Consider the following 18,218-nt stretch of genomic DNA (forward strand, 5'->3'; position numbering starts at 1 on the left):
AAACCAAATAATGAAACGCCAACTACGTATATATTTGATTGACTCATTATTTCTTACATCCGCAGTCATCGCCTGCACCGTTTCCGTTTAATTTCTTCCCGACGGCTTTCGCGCCTTGATATGCCCCTTGAACTTTCAACGCATCGCGTATTTGATTTCTATGGTTAGCAATTCGCGCAGCGACTTTAGCTCTTCTATTAGCTGTCCGAGCTTTGGCCAATTGCCCACTTAAAGTCCTAATAGCGCCGCCTGACTTCCACGCAGTCTTACCAACGCTGCCCCACCCCGGTGCGAACGCACCAACAGCACCGGAAACGCCAACGTCCCACCAGTCATAATTGTCTATATCCAATAGATCGCACCCGGCCATGTAATTTTGAAACGCCTGTATTCCGATCTCTACTCCCGCTCCAACAAAGAAACCAACAATGCCTATCTCACCGGACGGGTCAACGTAGTCGACAGGATTTTGTCCAACATACAAATACAGATTCGTGTCGTCACCATTGAATAAGATAGGATCCTTACTCAACCAACGCCCCAAAAATGAATCGTAATCCCTAGCACCGAAACGCAATAAACCTGTACTTGGCTCGTACAATCCGCCGGCATATCCAAAAGGTTGAAATCCTGGATTCGTATCTTTGACTACACGACCGAATTCATCGTAATCCAGTTCTTGAACGACAGACCCGGTGCTCACATCGACAACCAAACGAGGGCTACCCAAGTTATCTTTTATGAACCGATATTCTTTACCACCCTTGATCATGTAATCGGGCACGTTGAAGCCGGTTGCATAAACAAACCGACTCACCACATTGCCGTTGCCATCTAACTGGGCGCTCGGCTGAAGCTCTGATTGCCATAAAAAAGCTTGAGTGAGAACCCCATTCACTTTTTTACCTATACGGCGATTTTGACCATCTACGATGTAATCGATCGTTGTACCGTCAGCGGTAACTACACGAGTCAAATTACCCAGCACGTCATAGGTAAATTTGGTAACTGAACTATCCACTGTTTTCGCGGCTAGTTCGCCATTTAGGGTGTAGGAATACGTTGCACCAGCATAACTTAACAGCCGGTCTTGGTCGTCATACGTACCGGTTGCAACAGTACCTCCGATATTACTACTCAATCGGTTACCGTTAGTATCGTAGGTATAACTGGAAACCACTACACCATTTTTCTTCACTTCAATCAGATGTCCGGCCATATCGTAGGCATAGTCATACGCATGGCCAGTATCGCCAACCGTTTCCGCTTTATGCGTAATCCTTCCCAGCTTGTCGCGAGTAAACTCCTGCTTAAACAAACTATTGTCACCGTTTTTAGCTTCATAACTCACCAATTCGCCGAAGCCGCTAAATTGAAAACTATCATTGATTTCACCCAACACAGTTCCATTAAGCAACCCGTTTTGACTGCTGCGCGTCAACTCTAAGGAACCCGCGCGAGTCAACAACCCGTCCTTGTCGTATTCCAAATCGATAGAATCGGCACCGTTGACAAATACGGAACTCAAGTGCAAATCGTTGTTGTAAGTAAATCCGACAGAACCAGCAACGACACCTGTTACAGCTGTCTGCGTCAGCAGGGATCCACTAAAGGTGTACTCCAATTTCCCACTATCAGGAGTAGTAACGCTCGATATTTGGCCGGAAGCGTTGTAGGCAAAAATAAAATCGCCTTCAGGCACCGTCAATCCTGCCAATCGCCCCGCCGAGTCGTATGTAAGATTCAATGCGTTGCCGTCCGGCCGAGTGATTTTTGTCAGTTGCTTATCAAGATTATATGCATATACGGTACTCTCATCGCCCTCCCCCAAATCCGGTGGCGTGTATTCGTCATTCAAATCCACATCAGTAAATTTGAAAATGTGCGCGGGCCGTCCCGGAGGAGTAATCGAGGTTAGATTCCCATTCTCGTCGTATTCAAATGCAATCTGCCGCCCATCCGGCAACGACTCCGTCGTGATATGGCCGGCATTATCGTAGCTGTAGCTTATCTTCCGAGCCAAAGGATCTATGACCGACGCCAAATAACCATCATCGTTATATTGATAACTGACTTTCCGTTCAGCATCGTCACTCCCTTGAGTAACAGTCGACAATCGTCCGTATTCGTCATAGGCATAATTTTCGGAATGTAAACCAGTAATCCGTATTTGAGAGGTTCGACCAAGCTCGTCCACTAAGACACTTGCTTGTCGATTTTCCGCGCTTTTATGATCGTAGGTTTTAGTTGCCGCGGTATATGTAGATGTGAAAACACTTCCATTCACCGTCAATGTATCGATCATACTAGTCAAACTTAACGGATTCTCAGAATTGCCCAATGACACACTGCGGCTTGACGATACTGTTGAAGTCACTCCTCCGGTCGTCAAGATCGCACTCTTAATAATCGGAACCTGCATTGCAAAACGGGGGTCCGGGCCTTGTAAAATTTGGGTACTGGTGCCATCTGCCAGAGTAGTGACAATCGTGCCGTCAGCAGCTTTGACAGTATCAGTCACAGTTCCGTCGGCGTTAACGATGCTACGTTTTTGTTCGCCCGTCGCCAAATGTTGTAAAGAATATTTAAAAACGCGCTCCAATCCCGTAGTCCTGATGACTTGGAAACCATTCGTTAGTTCTTTCCTAACTAATGTCTGACTTCCCCCTGCAGCATCCTGGTCTTTGAGCAATCGTCCTAACTCATCATAAGTCATCAGAGATTTATAACCGCGCGGATTGGTAAACTCGGTCAACAAACCACCGTTGCCGTAGGCCATTTGATAATTTTCCTCGGCCGGGTTGCTGACTTTGGCCAAATAACCGTTGCTGTCGTACGACAAGCTGGTTTTTTGTCCGAACGGCGCAGTAATGGAAACCACGTTACCGGCACTGTTGCGCTCCAGACTGGTGACGTTGCCGTTGGCGTCGGTCACCGAAATCAAGCGGCCGGCGCTGTCGTAGCCCATATTTTGCAAGGTGGCGCCCGTCAATGTATGCAGGGTCGATAAATGTCGGCCGAAGGCATCGAACCGATACAGCACGGAACCATCCGAGGAAGCAACGTAGATATCGCTGTTGGTGAAACCGTCCAAGCTTTGCGAAATGCGCCGTACCCTATGGTTTTGATTGTCGGACACATACAAACGGCCGTCGGCGCCTACTGCCATGCCGCCCGGGTAATTGACCACCGCTTGCGCAGCAGGGCCGTTGTCGCCGGCAAATCCGCGCTGACCGTTGCCGACGATGGTGGAAATCAGCCCGTCCGGGCTGATGCGACGGATGCGGTCATTACCGGAATCGGACACGAACAAACTGCCGTCGCGGCCCAGGGCGATGTTGCTGGGGTAATACAAACGGGCTTGTTTGGCCTGACCGCCGTCGCCGCTGAATCCGGCGGTGGAGCCGGCGAAAGTGGTAATCACGCCGTCCGGGCTGATCCGGCGAATGCGATGGTTACCGGAATCGGCCACGTAAATGACGCCGTTGCCGGTAATCGCCATACCTTCCGGATAAGCCACCTTGGCTTGCAGTGCCGAACCGCCGTCGCCGCCGAATCCCGCTTGGCCGTTACCGACGATGGTGGAAATCAGGCCGTCGGTACCGACTTGGCGGATTCTGTGGTTGGCCACGTCCGAGAAATACAAGTTGCCGTCCTGGGCAACCACCAAGCTTTTCGGATAACTGATCTTCGCCTCGGTTGCAGGACCGTTATCGCCGGAAAATCCCGGCGTGCCGGTGCCGACTACCGTGCTGATCACGCCGTTAGGCGCAATTCGCCGTATGCGCGAGTTGCCGGAATCGGCCACGTACAAACTGCCGTCCAACGCAAACGCCAGACTTTCCGGTTTGTTCAATTGCGCTTGGGCGGCTTGGCCGCCGTCGCCGCTAAAGCCCGGGGTGGTACCGGCAAACGTGCTGATGCTGCCGTCGGTGGCAATGCGGCGAATCCGGCCGTTCTCGGTATCGGCTACGTAAACGCTGCCGTCCGGATGCACGGCAATGCCGGCCGGGCTGTTCAAGCGTGCTTGTTTGGCCTGACCGCCGTCGCCGGCCAATCCGGCGCTACCGGTTCCGGCCAGTGTGGAAATCAGTGACTGGAAGGTTTGTTTGGAGCCGGCCCGATTGCCGTTGCCCAAATACAGCACCTTGCCGTTGGGGTCGTAAACGTGTACCCCGCTCAAGGACCAGCCGCCCATACCTTGCGATTGATAATCCCAGGCGCCGATCTCAACTTCCATTTCCTGCCAAATCCGCACTTCGTTACGGGCGCGGCTGCCTTCCAACGGCACGCCGGTGAAGCGCGCGAAAGCCGCTTGCAATTCCGCCGGCGTCGAGTAAACCGGATCGTAGGCAAAACCGATACGAATTTTAGCTTTTTGCGCCCCGCTCAACTTACGCCCGTAGCCATCTTTTCCGTCCCAGGTGAAGGTATATTTCTGGTTAGGTTTACCTTCGGCGCTGTGTTCGAATTTACGTCCGGCCAGATATATTTCCAGATCGATACGTTTCAAAGACGCCGGCACCGTCGCCCCACTGAGCGGAATGTTCAAGGTGTTGGCTTGCTGCCGGCCGGGCACCCGGTCGCTGGCGTATTGCAAACTCATTGTGGTACCCGTCAAGGGAATGCTCTCACCCAAAATTTGGTTTTCGCATTCGATAATAGAACCACCGGTTTTACACGGGTCGTCCGGCTTATCGCCGTCCGGGTTGTCCGGCGGCGGATTCTGCGGCTGCTCGGCGTCGTCCGGCATCCGGTACGGCCAGTTGCAGTCCCAGGTGGACAAATGAGTCACCTGCACCCGCCACAACGAGCGATTGCCGTCCGGATACAGGTTTGCCAGTTTTTGCCGTTCGGCGTCTGTGATGTTCAAGGCCGCCAGGGTCGCCGCATCGTCGGCTTGCTGATCGCCGTCGGTATCTAAATTGGCTTTACCGTCGGTAATAGTCAGAATCTTGATGACTTTGCCGTTCTGCGACGGCACCCAAACGCCTTTATCCTTGTTGTAATAACCGACCGGGACGATGCTGCCGACCGGGAAATCCAGGAAGTTGTCGATGTAAAACGGCACCGGACTGTCGAACATCACGTCCTTGCCGTCGATTTTGACGTCGGCTTCGTCGGCCTTCATCTCGAACGCATAGGTGTAAGCACTGGTGGCCGGTAACGCGCCCGGCATCGAGGCCTCGCCGTTGTCGCCGGCGGTGTATTCGGTCAAGCGCAGATTCAGCGAATTGACGGTTTGGGTACTGCCGTCTTCGTTGAATATATGCGCTTGCGTGCCCTGCGGAATCATCAAGGTCGCCTGCCGGGTCCCGTCTTTATCGGACACGGCGCTGCTTTGCGCGACTTGAATTGCCTCTTCCGTATCGGTCAAATCCACGCTGCTGACTTTGTTGTCTTGGGCGACCAAGGTAACGTCTTCCACCGTCACCCCGGTTTGCCAGGGTACGTCGACGCTGCGCTGGCCCGGCAGATAGCCGGTTTTAACGTAGGTCAGCGCCAATGCGCCGCCGCCGTTAACCGCCATGTCGAAGCGGCCGTCGCTACGGCTTTGGGTTTGGCCCAATTCGGCGTGGTCCAGAATCGAAATCGTCACGCCTTCCAGCGCTTCTCCCGCCTTGTTCAACACCCTGCCACTAATCACCGCCGCGCGGGTGGCTGCGATGGCGTTATCCTCGACGCCGGTTTGGACCGGATTGTCGCCGCTGTATAAAAACTGGCTGGTTTGGAAGGTGTTGCTGGCCACCACGGTTTCCACTTTGGTGGCAACGGTGTCCGGATTCGGCGGCAAACCGGCGTCCGGCCCCAACGAAATCGTCAGTTCCACGCTATTGCCGGTCACGGAAACGCTGTCCGCTGCCGGCGTTTGATTGATGACCAAGCCGTCCGCCACGCTGTCACTGTGTTCGAACGTTTCGGTACCGACCAACAAACCCAGATCGGTCAATTGGCTTTCCGCCGCGGCGCGGGTTTGTCCGACCAGATTCGGCACGGTCACCACCGCACCGCCGGTCGCGGTTATCCGCGCCGTGGCCGGATCGCTGTCCGCCAAACCGTCGTTGACGATCAATTGAGCGATGTAATCGCCCGGCAAATCCGGCACAAAGCGGGCAACCGCCGCCGACGCGTCGTCGAAACCGGTCGCGCTGCTGTCGGGCTGATGAGTGAACGACCAGCGGTAAGCCGGCGTCGAGTTTTGTCCGAACTGGCTGTCCTCTCCGCTCAGTTCGACGCTATCGCCTATGGTGGCGTTTTGTTGTTGCGGATCGATGACCGCGGTCGGCCTGAGCGACCCGGTAGTGATTTCGACGATGTCCGGTTTGCTGCTGCCGTAGGTATTGCTGACCGTCAGCTGTATCCGATAGGTGCCGGGCTTGCTCAGTTTCAAGCTAGGAGTAGCCGATCTGTCGTTTTTCAACCGATCGCGGCTGCCGTTAGGTTGGCTGAGCAGTTTCCATTGGTAACTGAGCGCTACCCCTGTGGACGCGCTGCCGTCCAAGGTCACCGTGGACTTGACGGCGTGGGCCTGATCGACGCCGGCGTTGGCCACAGGCCTGGGATCGCCTGTGGTAATCACCACGGTATCGGCGGCGCTGTCGGCGTGGCCGTCGTTGACCGACAGCGTCAAACGGTAATCGCCGTCAAGATCGATGGGACCTAGGGTAGGGTTAAACAGGGCAACGTCGGATAACGCAGCCGCGCTGTTGGCAGGTTTTTGCGCCAGGGTCCAGCTATAGCTGAGCATATCGCCGTCGCGGTCGCTGGATTGCGACCCATCCAAACTAACCTGAACGTCGGCTCCCGCCGCTACTTGCTGATCGCTGCCGGCGTTGGCTACCGGTGCGTAGTTCCAGGAGAATTGCGTCAGAAAATCTTTGGATTTGAATTTCACCGAACGCGGGTAGCGCACCGTGATTCTGTCGTTGCTGATAGCTTTTTCGCCCGGCGCCAAATCGGTAAAACTCAGACTGTTGCCTTCAGGAAAAGTCAGGCGGCTGTCCGCGACATTCACGGTCACGCTTTGCAGGTCGTTCGCCTCCAAATTGACCAATTTGGCGGTGTAGATTTCCTCAACTTCGTTCGACGCTTTCAACAGCTTGCGTTTGACGCGCAGCCAGCGTAACACTTGGACTTTAGGTTCGATCAACTCGAAGTCCGGACCGGATAGCGTCCAAACCAGCGCTTTCAATTTGGGCGGTTTTTTGCTGCGCAGTTTGAAGGTATTGCTGCTGGCGACTTGGCCGCCGGCGTTAACCGCAGGGAAAGTCAGACTGCCGGTCAGCACGGTCACGTTGGCCGGCGGACTGCTGAGGACGGCGCTCGCTTCGCTCAAATCCACGACGCTCTGATTGAGCAAATAGGCCCGATACTCGTATTCGGTTTCGTTGCCGGATTTGGTCTTGGTCAGCAATTGATATTTGGCCAAGCTCAATTGCCCCGAGAATAAGGTTTCGGCGGCGACGGAATTTGCGTGGTGACAGGTCAATAAAATCAGACACAACAGCTGCAGCCCGATTCGGTAACACAATGCCCAACGCACTGCAATCCGGCCTTGAACGAGTTTCCTCATGTATCCTCCAAACATCTCGATTAGTTCCGCTGCTTGTCAAAAAAACCATAACCCATCAGCTACCGCGCTAGTATCACCGAATTGAAACCGGTATAACAGGATAGTTACAGTGTGCGGTAATTCGCAAAATGGCCGCAAAGTACGAAATTTGACCGGTACGCGTCAAGTGCATTTTTGAAAAAGACTCGGTAAGACTGCCCACAAGGCTAGCATCCATTACAGTCTGCAAGACTAGTAACCCAACCTATTCATTACACCATACGGCGACTGTACGACGCTTGCTTTTTGCCGATGCGTTGGTGGCCCTGTGCCCGAGCCGGGCGCATACCGGTGAGACACGAGCGGACCGGTTGCGCGACTCGGGTCGCTGCTACCGGAATGACTATGGATCCGGGCTTTGAATGCTCGGACCGTCCGAACTGAGCTTGCCGAAGCAGCGCCGGCCGTTCGTCAGGCTCACGGCGAACGGCTGCTAAATCCTCACAGGCCCGAATCAATAAATAGTTTCAAATAAAAAAGGGACGCGGCTGCGTCCCTTTGCCGATCGATCCGGCTTAGCGTTCCGAGCCCATGCCGCCGGATTCGGCGGCCGCCGCCGACACTACGGCCGTGTTTTGCCCAGCCGTATTCGAACCTAAGTTCACAGCCATGTGATCTTGGCTGGGAAAGCTTTTTTCCAGGCTGTGGCACAAATCGCAACCTATCGGCGTGTTGGCTTTGACCTGAACCTTGGCTTTAACGCCGCTGGCCTTAGCGTTAACAAACACCCGGTCTACTGGCGTTTTGGACAAGCGGGTGCCCTTGTGATCCGCGCCGTGGCAGGCCGCGCATTGGTCTTCGCCTTTGCCGCCCGTTAGTTTGGCGTAGTGGTTGTGCCATCCGCCATTGCTGCCGTCTCCGGCGGTTTGCCACCAGAAAGGGTCGTTGACGGGGTGCATGTTGTGCGGCCCTCCCAAAATGCCTTCCTTACTGTTGCCGCTGTAGATACCGCCGTCGAGGTCGGTTTGGATTTTGAAAGCATCCGCGCTATGGCAAACGTTGCACTCCAGGATGGTGCCGGTATGCCCTTGTAATTGTAACGCCGTGACATTGTCGTTCGCCTTGGGATCGCGATTCGGCCAAATGGCGTGAGCCGCGCCGTGACAGGCGGCACAGGCAACGTTACCGTGGCTGTCTTTCCCTTCGCGAAACACCGCCGCGTCTATGCTTAATGGCTCGTCGAAACTCTCGAAGGTTTGCGCGACAAAGTTATAAGGTTTTGTCGCACTGATGGTCAGCGTCTTTTGTACCCGCGGCACCACGGCAAACCGGGCTTGATCGGGATCGGTCAAATCCGGCTTGCGGCTGATTTGCGCCGGTTGCAGCGGATCGAACGCGGTCTTCAGCACGGCGTCTGAGCCTAGGCCGGTATGACAGGCGCCGCAATCGGGTTGATCGAACCACGAGGTACGGAACAAATCGTGTTTTTGTCCGCTGGTGTCGGTTGCGCTGGAAGGATCGCGCACACCCGGACTACCGTCGGTTTTGGTAAACGCCCCGCCCATGGCCAACATATCCCCGTGACAGTCGTAACAGCTTACACCCGCGGTAAACATGCGGTCCCGGTAGTGTTGCTCCCGCTTGCCGCCGTGACACTTCAGGCAGTTTTCTTCCATGGGCAGCTGCTTCCCGGTTTCGTCGAAGATGGGGAATAAGGTATCGGGATTCAAATTGGCATTGGCCGTGCGTTGTTTATCGCCGCTACGCCAATCGAAGCGCTGGTACATGCCGTTTTCCTTGCGTTTGATGCCGTCTTTGGCTGCATTCCACATCAGCTCGCCGTGAAAACGGTGCATGCTGACCGAAAAATCCGGGTAGTAGGCCGGATCGTCGATATTGTTACGGCCGCCGTCATACCAAGCCAAGCCGAAATTGTCCGCTTGATACGGTGAAAAATGGCAGCCCATGCAGTTCATCGGCCGGTCGCCGTTGACTTTGCCGCTCGTCGAGTTGATGGTGCCGTGCTGCATGCTGGTCAGCATGTAAAAGCCGTCGTAAAACTCGTGCAAACTCTCGGCATTCATAGACGCCGCGTATTCTTCGTCGAACAAATTGCCGGGCGTGCCGCTAATATCTGCGACGCTGAACAATCTCGGCTTCTCTTCGCAGGCAGGATAAGGGGCGCGGTTGTTGGCCACCCGGCGAGCGTCCGAAACCAAACCGAAGGCGCTGCCGCGGCAGGCGGCCTTTGTATGCGGAGGATTTTCCGGCGCGGCGATGCCGCCCTTGCCGTGACATTCGCGGCAGTGAAAATCCCTGCCGGCGGATAGCACGCCGTCGGTTTTCGCCAAAGTCGTGCCATTTTTATCGACGGCTTCCACCCGCAACAGGTTAAACGGATTAACCCGGCCCTGGTCGTCTATGCCGGTGATCGGAATTTGTTGCGCCTTCCACCATTCGTCGCCGCCGGCCTCGAACTGGCCGGTCGCTGTGTTCCAAACCGGCGGATTGAAGCCCGAAAACGCTTGAGCCTGATTGACTTGATAAGGTTGATCCTTACCCGGCATGTAACGGCCGTGATCGCTATTGTTAGGGTCGTTGACCAGGGTGCGCACCCCGTTGTTGTCGTAGGCGCGCACCGCCCCTTCGTCGAAGTCCGGCGCCACCCCGCGTACCGACAGGGTTTTGCCGGCGTCGGCGGGATCGGGGATTCTGAAGGTAAAGTATTTGTCCATGATCCACGGCGTTTTGCGGTAAGCGCTTTCGTCGACTGCATAGGTAACGGGATTGCCGTCCTTATCCAACAAGCCGTCGATAATGCTGTAAGCCGCCGTACCCGGCTCGCGGCTGCGGTCGGTGGCTACATTCCAAATGTCGGTTTTTTGTATGCTGGCGCCGAGCAAATCGTTGTCGTCGGTGACCGGATAATTTCGGCTGGTCGTATTGATCGAATAACGCCCTACCGGATCTTGCGGATTGGAGGCCGCCGCATAGCCTAGGTCCACCGCATCCTTGCCTAATGACTCGGGCTTAAGCGCTTTTTTGTAAGCGTAGGCATTCATCGAGGTCACCAAAGGGTTGTACGGCATATAAGCATTGCGTATCGACTTGATGTCGCTGTCGTGGCTCATGCTCCATTGTTCGAACGGAATCACTACCACGTCGTCTCCGGCACCGTCCAGCTCGCTGCCTCGCAGCGGTGCCGTTTTAGCCGAAGCGGCGGCCATGGCAATAACGGAATCCGGCGGGTTCGGCGGTTCGCCGACCTTGACCGTGATGGCGGCTTCGCAGCGGCGGCCGGCCGCATCGGTAGCGGCAAAACGCGCCCGGTAATAACTGTTATCCCGCACGAACGTCACGTTGGCGGACGCGGTATCCGGGTGACCGTCGCGATAAAAAAAACCGTTTCCCCGTTCCATGGTTTCGCCGACCGCACCGCCGGAAAAATCCCATTCATAGCTGAGCGGAGCCGCTTTCTTGTTTTTTAATTTGGCACTGCCGACGAAGTTAACTAACTGGCCGGCCGTGAAGCTGGCGAATTCGCCGCCTTTCGGCAGGCTAGGCGTGACGATTTTGCAAACCGGAATTAAACCGCAGTCTTTAGGAGCACCGGCGACTTTCTTACTGGCGCTGAGCTCCGCGCCGACTACGGTAACCGTGCAGGGCTTGTCCGCCAACTGTTGCTTGGGCACGCTAAAACTGAATTTTTGCTTAGCGCTTTTGCCGTCGGTAGCCAAGGAAAACAGCGACGAGCCGCTGCCGTCGCCCAGCGCTCCGCCTTCACCGTGCAACAACTGTAGCTGGCTATCTTGCGGCATGCTGTCGCCTTTGCCCAAGCTGAATTGGCCTTTCACCGTCAAGCTGCCGGTTTTTTTACTGATGACGGCACTGCTGACGGTCAACTTAGGGGTGGCCTGAATGCCGGCGCAAAACAGTAATAGGTTTAAAAATATGAAAGCCCTGCCTAAACGCAAGCATGCTGGTCTATCCCTCATGAGTTCTCACCTGATGAATTTAGTGTGCTTGGCTCGGATTTCTTACGAAACCGAGGCCGTTACGCTCGTAAAACGGCTAGTGCTGGGTTGAGCGAGCACAGGCTGACAGGCAATACTCGGGCCATGCCCGGCTTACCTTCATCAGGCGGGCAAAGATTTTTGCGATTATAGGGATTGCCCCACCGAAAATGCAGGGCGGGCGCGGCTTCTTGCGCTCTCACGCATCGGCGGAGGCTATTGACATGTCGCGCCTGCCGCTAGGCTATACCCGGCTTGAGCCGGCAAATTGCGGGAAATGCCGATGTTTGCCGAAACAAATCGGCCATATCACGCAACGGGCACAACAATAGAAACAGTCTGCAATTAGCAGCACTATATGCAGAAAAGGTTATTTGCATTCTAGGGCTGGAATTCAAATCGGTTCCTGCTCATATTCACCTCTAAGGACAGTATAAACAGTGTCTTTCGAAGCGCCGGGGATGATTAAACCATTTCACACCGCTGGCGTTTAACAGATCGGCGGTTAATGCTGGCAGTTCTATGCGGTTTGTGGCACGATTCATCCGAGTATCCTTTCTGGGCTTTTTGGTAATCATGCAACCAATATCATGTCCGAATTCATAAAAAATTTACCATATAAATCAAATGTCTGAATAATATATTTAACCCAAAAACTCTAGTTAAGCCGTTAGAAAAGTTATGAATATAGTTATTTGGTTTTTGATGACAGTCCTGATTGTTGCCGATCTTGGATGCGCGCGCAGACCTTCCCTGCCGAATCAAACAGCCATTCCGACCAGTCAGGCATTACCCGTGGATGGCGTATGGCGACTATCCAGCGGTAACACCGGCTTCATGTTTCGCATCGACAAAGGCCGTATGTTTTTCTTGGAAAAACAAAAACCATTGCCGAAAAACAGTCCGCTCATCATCAAAACAATCACCAAGAACGCCAAAACTCCCTCTGCAGCCGATTTGAGCCGGCAACCGGGTGATGTAATCGTCCAGGACATCCAAAAAACCTCCAATCCGTTGATTTACGCCTGCCAAGCTTTTTTTTACGACGTCAAAAGGCGTCTTTTGATTTTGACTGCCGCTGAAATCCAGATTAGCTCCAGTACAACGCTTGTTTTGAAAATTCCTCCCAACCCAGCCGCCGGACTATTGGAGGAGATACAGGACAGTTTTTTGCGGGAAACACTGGATAATCAAACCCTATTCGATCATGCCTTGCTGCCCGACAATAGAGTTGTTCGACCCACCGGCCCGGAGCCACGATCCGCAGCGTCGAACTCGAACAGGAAAGTCATTTCGATTCCAATGGATAAAATGGAATCGAATGGTCAATTGTCGAAATCGGCCAAGAACTTCATAGCACAGACCGTGAAAGACGCACAATCGGTGAATGGCTGGGTCACCATCAAAATACCGCCCAATGCGCCGGACGCAGTAACGAGCGGTTTGATGGATATGCCACTGGATACCCAGGTCGACCCCCGTATCAGCTTCTATGAAATGATCATTGTCAAACCTTGAAACACGGAGCATCCGGCGGCATCACCTAAAGTCGGGTGGAAATCAAATCACGGGGCTCATTGAATCAATCCGGAAAATAGCGAATGCCTCCCCAGTCGAAGGCACTCAAATGCTTTGGACTGGGAGCTTTACTCCTAATAGGGGCAAAGCCGGTTAGCTACTTGCTCCGCGCCGATGCCCTGTTATCTGTGCCGAATCGGGACTTCGCCGCCAATTTGCAATCTCATCGTTTGTCTCAGGCCCGCCGGAAGTAGTGGCTTGCGCGAAAACGCAGGCGGATGCGGCAATGATTCCGTAATTCTGTTGGCGATCCGCGAGAAACAACCGGTCACCATAGTGCCAACTACTAAAACTTAGGCTGACAGCCATGAATACAATTGGAAGCTACAAGATATTGCACAAACTCGGCGAAGGCGGTGTGGGCGAAGTATTCAAGGCAGTCGATTCCATGCTGGAGCGAGAAGTCGCCGTTAAAGTGTTACGAGCCGAATTGAGTCAGCGCGAAGAGGTTTTGCAACGATTTCGCAGTGAAGCTATCGCATTGGGGCGCTTGAATCACCCCAACATAGCCACCGTTTACGCCTTCGCCAGGGACGGTGAACGTTACTATATGGCACTGGAGTATATAAATGGTGAAAGCCTGGATCGACTGCTTTCCCGACGAAAAAAACTCCCTTGGCAGGAGGCTGTTCAATATGCATGTCACGTGTTGGATGGACTGGAACATGCGCATCGGCTGAATGTGATTCATCGCGACGTCAAACCCAGCAATATTTTGGTGGCCCATACCGGCACAGTGAAAATCATGGATTTCGGCATTGCCCGGATCCTGGAAAAAACGCGGCAAACTAAGCAGGGTTATCTGGTCGGCACACTGGAATACATGTCTCCCGAACAAATCCAAGGAAAAGAGGTGGATGCCAGAGCAGACATATACTCTTTTGGCATCGTGCTATATGAAATGATCACCGGGCGCCTGCCGTTCCAGAAAAACACCGAATACGAATTATTGAAAGCTCAAATAGAGGAAACTCCGCAACCACCGCGCTTCTTTGCGCCGGATATTCCTCCGAATCTGGAAAACATTATTTTGCGTTCATTAGCCAAAAAGCCGGCCGATCGCTTCGACAGTGCGCTGAAATTTGTGACGGCTTTGCGGGCAATCGGCAGCGATGTGTTCACCAAATCGGATTTTCCGCCGCCAACCCGGCTGGCAACGCCGGACTTCCATTCCGGATTCAGCACATTCCCGTTCAAACGTATCGGAGTTCGCAACAGACTTGAGCGAATAAGAACGCTATGCGCTGATTACCCTATCCCTATATTATTTTTGGCTCTGATGACATTTGGGGCTGCGAGCCTTTATTTTCTGCTGCCCCCGTCTATCCTGGAATCTGTCGACCATCAGTCAAAACGTTCGCCGCAAACCGATGCTCTACAGCCGCCTTTTAACAACATCAGTGATACGGCACCGATGATACGGACTGACAACCCTCAACCGGCCGTTAATCAACCGGCAGCCGATTTACCTGTCGCACTTCCTAAACCCATGCCGTTGCAACGCTTTGAACCGGAGCCGCTGCCTATTTCTCCGCCTTACCAACCGGTTATAAACCAGCGTGAACAGCCATCGGAATCCGAAAGCCGAAAATCCATTTCGTCCAAGCCGGACATAACATCCAAAAGACGACGAGTTAAACCCGATAAAACGGCTGAAAATAACACGACCCAAGCCGTGGATGAAGATAAAGCATATTGGGATGAAGTGAGACGAAGCACCACCGACACAAGACACACTAAATCATCGGCAAAATCAAAAAACGCTAACCAGGACCCGTATTGGCAAAACGCTGACCGCAAGGTTACTGAGTTTTTGAGCGAATAATAACTTTTCGGTGCTGGTTGCTATTCGGTCATAAACTAAATTCTGCGAGAGAAATAGGAACAAATCCATCCTTGAATCGCCCCGGATTTCTTGGAGGCTCCAACCTTTGACAGAATGGAGCAATGAAAGAGAAAACGTCAATCCATACATCTAATGCTAAAAACAGGCACAAACTCCATTCCCAGCTTTCCGGCTTTTTCAAGCCGATATTGACCCTCGATTAAATTGAATCTACCCGGTGTTATTTCAGCGAGAATCATGGACTTATCAACATCGACGGCTGCCGATACACTGTGATAGTACCCCTTAGCTAAAAAGCCCATTTGCCTCAGTTTTATTCTCGCATCGCACTCCTCACCCCTCCTGCACCCAATCCGCCGGACAGGTACACATCACGTTTCTATCGCCGTAGACGTTGTCGATGCGGCCGACCGAGGGCCAGTATTTGTCGTCGTGTTGGTGGCTGTCCGGGAATAGCGCTTGTTGGCGCGAATAAGGCAGCTTCCAGTCTTCCAGCAATAAGCGGTGGGTGTGCGGGGCGTTGTGCAACAGATTGTTGTCGGGGGCGGCCCGGCCTTGCTCGATGTCGCCGATTTCCGCACGAATCGCGATCATGGCATCGCAAAAGCGGTCGATCTCGGTTTGGTTCTCGCTTTCGGTCGGTTCTATCATCAGGGTGTCGGCCACCGGAAAAGCCACGGTCGGAGCGTGAAAGCCGTAGTCGATCAAGCGTTTGGCGATGTCTTCCACACTGACGTTGGCAGTTTTTTTGAAGGTCCGGCAATCGACGATGCATTCGTGCGCCACCCAGCCGGCGGGATCGGTATACAGAATCGGATAATGCGGCGCCAGGCGGCGGGCGATGTAGTTGGCGTTCAAAATCGCGGTCAAGGTAGCCCGCCGCAAGCCGGCGGCGCCCATCATGGCGATGTAAGCCCAAGAAATGGTCAAAATGCTGGCCGACCCCCAGGGCGCGGCCGAAACGGTGCCTACGGTGCCGTGCGGACCGGCCGCCGGATTGACGCCGGCGACCACCGGATGTTCCGGCAAATACGGGGCCAAATGGCTGCGCACGCCGATGGGACCTACCCCCGGCCCGCCGCCGCCATGCGGGATGCAAAATGTCTTGTGCAAATTCAAATGCGCCACGTCCGCGCCTATCGTGCCGGGCCGGCACAAGCCGACCAGGGCGTTGAAATTGGCGCCGTCCATATACACTTGGCCGCCGGCCGCGTGCACCAAGTCGCAAATCTCCCGGAACGCTGCCTCATACACGCCGTGGGTGGAGGGATAGGTAATCATCAATGCAGCCACTCGTTCGCCGTGCGCGTCCAGCTTGGCGCGCAGGTCATCCACGCTGACGTTGCCGTTGGCGTCGCAAGCGATGGGCATGACTTGCAGGCCGGCCAAGGCGGCGCTGGCCGGGTTGGTACCGTGCGCGGAAGCCGGGATCAAACACAGATCGCGTCCGCTTTGACCGTTGACCTCGTGGAATTTGCGGATCACCAATAACCCTGTGTATTCGCCTTGCGAGCCGGCGTTAGGTTGAAAGGAAAAAGCGTCGAAGCCGGTCAGGTCGCATAGCATGTCTTCCAGTTCGTTGAACAATTGCTGGTAGCCTTGGGCTTGATATAGCGGAGCGAACGGGTGCATGGCGTTGAATTCGTAGAACGAGATGGCCTGCATTTCAGTGGCGGCGTTCAGCTTCATGGTGCAGGAGCCAAGCGGGATCATGGCGCGGTCCAAGGCGATGTCGCGCCGCGCCAACCGGCGCATGTAGCGCATCATTTCAGTTTCGGAATGGTAACGGCTGAATACCGGGTGTTGCAGGATGGCGTCGTCGCGCAACAGATGCTCCGGCAGGCATTCCGCCAATTGCGCGTCCAGCGCGGCGATGTCCGGCAGATCGGCGGCCGGCGATACGAACAATTGCCACACCGCGCGTAACTGTTCGCGGGTGGTGGTTTCATCCAGCGAGATGCCGATGCGGTCGGCGTCTATCACCCGCAAATTCAGACCGGCCTCCACCGCGCGGGCGGCGATGCGTTTGGCGCGATTCGGCAAATGCACGACCAGCGTGTCGAAATAGCAGCGGCTCAGCACGGTGTGGCCACTGGCCTCTATGCCGGCCGCCAGAATTTGCGCGTAGCGGTGCACGCGGCCGGCGATCAGCCGCAAACCTTCGGCGCCGTGGTAAACCGCGTAAAAACCGGCGATGACCGCCAGCAGCACTTGCGAGGTGCAGATGTTGCTGGTGGCTTTGTCGCGGCGAATGTGTTGCTCGCGGGTTTGCAGGGCCATGCGCAGAGCTGGCTGGCCGTGTACGTCTTTGGACACGCCGATGATGCGGCCGGGCACCGAGCGTTTGAATTCGTCGCGGGTGGCAAAGTAAGCGGCGTGCGGGCCGCCGTATCCCATCGGCACGCCGAAGCGTTGGGCGCTGCCGACCGCGATGTCGGCGCCGAAAGCGGCCGGCGGCTTTAGCAGTACCAGACTCAACAAATCCGCGGCCACCGTGGCCAAGGCTTGTTTTTGGTGAGCGATGGCGATGGCCGCGCTCAAGTCGCGCACCTCGCCGCTGCAACCCGGATATTGCAAGATCAACGCGAAAAAATCGTAGTTTTCCAGTTGGCTGAACGGGTCGGCGACGATGACTTGATAACCCAGCGATCTGGCGCGGGTTTGCACCACGGCAATGGTCTGCGGCAAACAATCTTGATCCACAAACACCGCGTTGGCCGGACTTTTCGCCAGCCGCCGCGCCATGGTCATCGCTTCCGCCGCGGCGGTGGCCTCGTCCAACAGCGAGGCGTTGGCCAACTCCATGCCGGTCAAATCGACGATCATTTGCTGAAAATTCAGCAAGGCTTCCAAACGGCCTTGGCTCACTTCGGCCTGATACGGGGTATAAGCGGTGTACCAGCCGGGGTTTTCCAGCACGTTGCGCTTGATGACGGCCGGCATGATGGTGTCGTAATAGCCCATGCCTATCATCGAGGTCAGCACCTGGTTGCGCTCGCGCATTTTGCGCAGATATTTGATGACGGCGCGTTCGCTGATGGTTTCGGTCAGTTTCAACGGCTCCCGGCTCAGAATGTCGGCCGGGACGATGTGTTCGACCAAGTCCTCCAGCGACTGCAAGCCCAGCGCTGCCAACATCGCTTGGGTTTGGCCGGCGTCCGGGCCAATGTGGCGGCGGATGAAATTGCCGCGCATTTCCAATTGCGCCAAGTTCATGGGTGCAGTCATG

At 54.7% G+C, this 18,218-nt stretch carries 5 protein-coding genes; 2 read left to right on the plus strand and 3 right to left on the minus strand.

Annotation, left to right across the window (positions count from 1 at the left end; genetic code table 11):
* Nucleotides 1-46: 46 nt before the first annotated feature.
* Together AB0A83_RS17385 and AB0A83_RS17390 are read right to left on the minus strand one after the other, a co-directional pair.
* On the minus strand, nucleotides 47-7,573 hold the full coding sequence (locus AB0A83_RS17385) for an RHS repeat-associated core domain-containing protein (RefSeq protein WP_367154822.1): 7,527 nt from the start codon (nucleotides 7,571-7,573) through the stop codon (nucleotides 47-49).
* A 554-nt stretch (nucleotides 7,574-8,127) separates the two neighbouring features.
* Nucleotides 8,128-11,547 carry a cytochrome c3 family protein gene (locus AB0A83_RS17390; RefSeq protein WP_367154823.1) on the minus strand — a complete coding sequence of 1,140 codons (3,420 nt, stop codon included), beginning with the start codon at nucleotides 11,545-11,547 and terminating at the stop codon, nucleotides 8,128-8,130.
* A gap of 699 nt (nucleotides 11,548-12,246) precedes the next feature.
* Here AB0A83_RS17390 and AB0A83_RS17395 point away from each other — a divergent pair.
* Both AB0A83_RS17395 and AB0A83_RS17400 read left to right on the plus strand, forming a co-directional pair.
* Nucleotides 12,247-13,083: a hypothetical protein gene (locus AB0A83_RS17395; RefSeq protein WP_150050577.1), complete on the plus strand. Its 837-nt coding sequence runs from the start codon at nucleotides 12,247-12,249 to the stop codon at nucleotides 13,081-13,083.
* A 367-nt stretch (nucleotides 13,084-13,450) separates the two neighbouring features.
* The gene (locus AB0A83_RS17400) at nucleotides 13,451-14,968 is read left to right on the plus strand and encodes a serine/threonine protein kinase (protein WP_367154824.1); all 1,518 of its coding nucleotides are present in this window, start codon (nucleotides 13,451-13,453) and stop codon (nucleotides 14,966-14,968) included.
* Nucleotides 14,969-15,322: 354 nt separating this feature from the next.
* Here AB0A83_RS17400 and gcvP read toward each other — a convergent pair whose 3' ends face one another.
* Complete coding sequence (gene gcvP, locus AB0A83_RS17405) at nucleotides 15,323-18,217, minus strand: aminomethyl-transferring glycine dehydrogenase (RefSeq protein ID WP_367154825.1); 2,895 nt, start codon at nucleotides 18,215-18,217, stop codon at nucleotides 15,323-15,325.
* Between the last annotated feature and the right edge of the window lies 1 nt (nucleotide 18,218).

Origin of the sequence: Methylomonas sp. HYX-M1 (genome assembly GCF_040741385.1) — a bacterium.
Taxonomy (GTDB): domain Bacteria; phylum Pseudomonadota; class Gammaproteobacteria; order Methylococcales; family Methylomonadaceae; genus Methylomonas; species Methylomonas rhizoryzae.

Excerpts from the sequence above, each read along its gene's own strand:
- AB0A83_RS17385 (WP_367154822.1), bottom strand. The coding sequence starts at position 7,573 with ATGAGGAAACTCGTTCAAGGCCGGATTGCAGTGCGTTGGGCATTGTGT.
- AB0A83_RS17390 (WP_367154823.1), bottom strand. The coding sequence starts at position 11,547 with ATGAGGGATAGACCAGCATGCTTGCGTTTAGGCAGGGCTTTCATATTT.
- AB0A83_RS17395 (WP_150050577.1), top strand. The coding sequence starts at position 12,247 with ATGAATATAGTTATTTGGTTTTTGATGACAGTCCTGATTGTTGCCGAT.
- AB0A83_RS17400 (WP_367154824.1), top strand. The coding sequence starts at position 13,451 with ATGAATACAATTGGAAGCTACAAGATATTGCACAAACTCGGCGAAGGC.
- gcvP (WP_367154825.1), bottom strand. The coding sequence starts at position 18,217 with ATGACTGCACCCATGAACTTGGCGCAATTGGAAATGCGCGGCAATTTC.